The organism is Bradyrhizobium sp. P2_E8, from assembly GCF_056403875.1.
In genome coordinates this window covers 1-3,435 of record NZ_JBFUES010000823.1, presented here as the reverse complement: position 1 = coordinate 3,435, position 3,435 = coordinate 1, and the positions used below count along the sequence as shown (strand labels likewise).

Below are 3,435 nucleotides of genomic sequence, written 5' to 3'. Positions count from 1 at the left end.
CCCTCAGGAAGGTCTCGCCCGATGCCGGCGCGTCGATGGTGAAGCGAAGCAGCATCAACAGGCCGACGCAGCCGAGCGCTGCGATCAGAGGCCCGATCGATCGCTCCATCTCGTGGCTTGCCTGCGAGAAGCCAAATAGCGGCACGTCGGGGATCCCGAACCAATGCAACTGCCCGGGAAGCGCAAATCCCCACAACAGGAACGTCATGATGGCGACGGACACGAGATTTGCGACCCCCAGGCTGACACCCGAGTAGCGGCCAACCCGCGACATCCCGACCGCCGGTCCCAACATCGCGTTATGCAGGATCTCGGAATAGACGAACAACAGATTGAGCGCCATCACGATCACCAGCACGGCATGGACCGACAATCCGCTGCGGTCCGGCTTCGCCCACCACAGGCTGACCAGTAGCGGCAACGAGATCAGGATGCAGGCCGTGATCCACGGCTTTCGCGGGCCCATCCGGTCGAGCGAGGCGCCGAGAAACGGCACTGTCACGGCGCCGGCCAAACCTGCAACAAAGCCGTATCGAGCAAACAGCGTCTGCCCAAGCACGGGATCGCCGATCATGATCTTGCTGACATAGGGCGCAAAGATGTAGATCTTGAGCAGCACCAGATACGGGATCCGCGTCGCCTCGTAGCCGACCCAGGACCACGCACTGAGCGTCAGCGTGCGAGAGCCGGAGTTCGCGGTCGTGACAGGTCGCGACGCGGCGATAACATCCTCAGACATCCGGTGCGTTTCCCTGTGGCGTGGCTGCTGCGGTCACGCGCGATTGTTGCGACGGGCTCTTTTGCGATCAGCCACCACAACCAGGTGACCAATGCCGGCCATGGCATCGATCCTATCGTCACTGATCGCGTTCCGCCTCATCTGCGCGGGACGTACGTGCACTTCCATGGATATGGAAATATCCGCCAACCCGGGGATCAGTTCGCATGCCCGCCCGACGCGGCGATGCGTGCGAGCCGCGACGACAGCACGCCATCCGGGCCAAGCTTGTCGGCATGGCGTTGAAGACGCGCGGCGATGCGGCCAAGCCCGACGCTTTCCGCCCAGAACATCGGGCCTCCCGTGTGCGCAGGCCAACCGTAGCCATTGAGCCAGACCAAATCGATGTCCGACGCGCGCTGCGCGATACCCTCATCGAGGATCTTCATGCCCTCGTCGATCATGGGATAGAGCAGCCGCTCCAGGATCTCATCGTCCGTGGCCTGACGCGAACGATAGCCGCGGCTCCTTGCAAACTCGGCAATGAGTGCCTCGACTTCCGGCGACGGCGTCGCGACCCGCTCTGCGTCGTAGTCGTAGTAGCCCTTCGACGTCTTCTGGCCGCGGCGGTCGCGTTCACACAACAGATCGCGAATGCTTTCGCCCTTCGAGGTCTCGCGCCGCCAGCCGAGATCGAGGCCCGCCAGATCGCTCATCTGGAACGGTCCCATCGGAAACCCGAATTCGGTCAGCACGCGATCGACATCCCAGGGTCTTGCGCCTTCGAGGATCAGCCTCTGCGCCTGCGCCTGTCGCCGGCCAAGCATGCGATTGCCGATGAACCCCGGGCAGACGCCCGAAACGACGGCGATCTTGCCGATCCGTCCGGCGAGGTCCATGGCGGTCGCAAGCTGCGACGGCCCGGTCTTCGCCCCACGCACGATCTCCAGCAACCGCATGACGTTCGCCGGCGAGAAGAAGTGCAGGCCGATCACCGCCTCGGGCCGGCGCGTCTCCGCGGCAATCACGTCGATGTCGAGCCGGCTGGTGTTCGACGCCAGGATGGCGTTCGGTTTGGCGATCGCATCAAGCTTGCGAAACACATCCTTCTTGACCGCCATGCTCTCGAACACGGCCTCGATGATGAGATCGCTGTCCGCAAGGTCGTCGATGACGAGGCTCGGCGTCAGCAATGCCAGCGCACGCTCGGCGTCTTCCGCGGCGAGGCGGCCGCGGCTTACGCCGCGCTCGTAGTTTCGGCGGATCGCAGCGAGGCCCCGCTCCAGCGAAACCTGGTCACGCTCGACGATCGTCACGGGAATGCCGATCGACAGGAAGTTCATGGCGATGCCGCCCCCCATCGTACCGGCGCCGAGGATGCCGACGCGTTCGATCGGAATCCGCGGTGTATCGGCACTCACACCATCGATCCGCGCCGCATCGCGTTCGGCGGCGAGGATGTGCTGCTGTACCTTCGACACATCGAGCTCACGCTGGCTCATGCAGTCCCCCCGTGAAAAATCTCGAACAGGCCGGCGGCACCAATGCCGCCGGCGCAGCACATCGTCACCACGCCGTAGCGGGCCTTGCGGCGCCTCCCTTCGTGCATCAGATGTCCGACGCAGCGCGCGCCCGTCATGCCATAGGGGTGACCGATCGCGATTGCGCCGCCCGAGACGTTGAGCCGCTCATCGGGAATGCCGAGCCGGTCGCGGCAATACAGCAGCTGCGAGGCGAAAGCCTCATTCAGTTCCCAGAGGTCGATATCGTCGATCCGCAGTCCGTTGCGTTCGAGCAGCTTGGGTACCGCGAAGACGGGGCCGATGCCCATCTCCTCCGGCGCACAACCGGCGACCGCCATGCCGCGATAGGCGCCGAGCGGCTCCAGACCACGCCGCTCCGCCTCCGCGGCTTCCATCAGGAGCACTGCTGCGGCGCCGTCGGACAGTTGCGAGGCGTTTCCGGCGGTGACAAATCGCCCCTGCTTGACAAAGCGCCCGCCGGCGAACACGGGCTTGAGCTTCGCGAGATCCTCGCGGGTGGTCTGCGGACGATTGCCCTCGTCCCGCGTCAGCGTAACCTCCCTGCTGGCGATTTCGCCGCCGGCGTGATCCATGACCGTCATCTCGGTCGTGAGCGGCGCGATTTCCCGGTCGAAGCGGCCTTCGGCCTGCGCTGTCGCCGTCCGCTGCTGCGATCGCAGGGCATAGTCGTCCTGGGCGTCGCGACTGACGCCGTAGCGCTCCGCGACCAGCTCGGCCGTCTCGATCATCGGGCTCGTGAGACCCGTGGCGTGGCGGAGGATCCAATCGTCCCACGCGCGGTAGCGATTGACCTTGTCGTTCTGCACCAGGCTGATCGATTCCAGGCCGCCGCCGATCGCGACCGGTGCACCGTCATTGATGATGTATTTCGCGGCAGTCGCGATCGCCATCAGACCGGACGAGCATTTGCGATCGATCGACATCGCGGCGACGCTGTCGGGAAGTCCGGCGCGTAGCGCAGCGTGACGGGCGACGTTGTTGCCGGAGGTCCCCTGCTGCTGGGCGGCGCCCATCACCACATCGTCGACCTCGGCCGGATCGAGCCCGGCGCGCTCGACGACCGCGCGAATGACGTGGCCTCCCAGCGTCGGCGCCGTCGTGTTGTTGAACGCGCCTCGATAGGCCTTGCCGATCGGCGTCCGCGCCGTCGAAACGATCACAGCTTCGCGCATC

The 3,435-nt window shown here is 65.3% G+C and carries 3 protein-coding genes; all 3 read right to left on the bottom strand.

Annotation, left to right across the window (positions count from 1 at the left end):
• Positions 1–739: hypothetical protein (locus AC1D00_RS32505; protein WP_477013481.1), on the bottom strand; the 739-nt coding region annotated here is incomplete at its 3' end.
• A 197-nt stretch (positions 740–936) separates the two neighbouring features.
• The gene (locus tag AC1D00_RS32500) at positions 937–2,220 is read right to left on the bottom strand and encodes a 3-hydroxyacyl-CoA dehydrogenase (protein WP_477013480.1); all 1,284 of its coding nucleotides are present in this window, start codon (positions 2,218–2,220) and stop codon (positions 937–939) included.
• Entirely contained in the window at positions 2,217–3,434 is a 1,218-nt protein-coding gene (locus AC1D00_RS32495; RefSeq protein WP_477013479.1) for an acetyl-CoA C-acyltransferase, read from the bottom strand. The genes AC1D00_RS32500 and AC1D00_RS32495 overlap by 4 nt, the downstream gene beginning before the upstream one ends.
• Position 3,435: the final 1 nt, after the last annotated feature.